At 67.1% G+C, this 1,033-nt stretch carries 1 protein-coding gene; it reads left to right on the top strand.

The features are described from left to right. Positions 1-2 precede the first annotated feature (2 nt). Positions 3-1,033, top strand: a 1,031-nt coding sequence (gene tuf / locus MNZ29_RS24085) for an elongation factor Tu (RefSeq protein ID WP_242341610.1), incomplete at its 3' end; no start/stop codon positions are given.

Below are 1,033 nucleotides of genomic sequence, written 5' to 3' on the forward strand. Positions count from 1 at the left end.
TCATGGGCAAGGAGAAGTTCGAGCGCAGCAAGCCGCACGTGAACGTGGGGACGATCGGTCACGTCGACCACGGCAAGACGACGCTGACGGCCGCCATCACGAAGTACTGCGCGACGAAGGGCCGCGCGCAGTTCATGGCGTACGATCAGATCGACAAGGCGCCGGAGGAGCGCGAGCGCGGCATCACGATCGCGACGGCGCACGTCGAGTACTCGACGGAGAAGCGGCACTACGCGCACGTGGACTGCCCGGGTCACGCGGACTACGTGAAGAACATGATCACCGGGGCGGCGCAGATGGACGGCGCGATCCTGGTGGTGTCGGCGGCGGATGGTCCGATGCCGCAGACCCGCGAGCACATCCTGCTCGCCCGTCAGGTGGGCGTGCCGTACATGGTCGTCTTCCTGAACAAGGTCGACATGGTGGACGACAAGGAGCTGCTCGACCTCGTGGAGCTCGAGGTCCGTGAGCTGCTCACGGAGTACGACTTCCCGGGCAACGAGATCCCGATCGTGAAGGGGTCGGCGCTCAAGGCGCTCGAGGGCGACAAGGGAGAGCTGGGCGAGCCGGCGATCCAGCAGCTGCTGGACGCGGTGGACAGCTACATCCCGACGCCGCAGCGCGCGACGGACAAGCCGTTCCTGATGCCGGTCGAGGACGTGTTCTCGATCTCGGGCCGCGGGACGGTGGCGACGGGCCGCGTGGAGCGCGGGATCGTCAAGGTGGGCGAGGAGATCGAGGTCGTCGGCCTGAAGCCGACGGTCAAGACGGTGGTGACGGGCGTGGAGATGTTCCGCAAGCTGCTCGACGAGGGGCAGGCGGGCGACAACATCGGTGCGCTGCTCCGCGGCCTGAAGCGCGAGGAGGTGGAGCGCGGTCAGGTGCTGGCGAAGCCGGGCTCGATCACGCCGCACACCAAGTTCAAGGCCGAGGTGTACGTCCTGACGAAGGAGGAGGGTGGGCGCCACACGCCGTTCTTCAACGGCTACCGCCCGCAGTTCTACTTCCGCACGACGGACGTCACGGGTTCGGT

The organism is Anaeromyxobacter sp. SG64, assembly GCF_022690745.1.
Taxonomy (GTDB): Bacteria; Myxococcota; Myxococcia; order Myxococcales; family Anaeromyxobacteraceae; genus Anaeromyxobacter; species Anaeromyxobacter soli.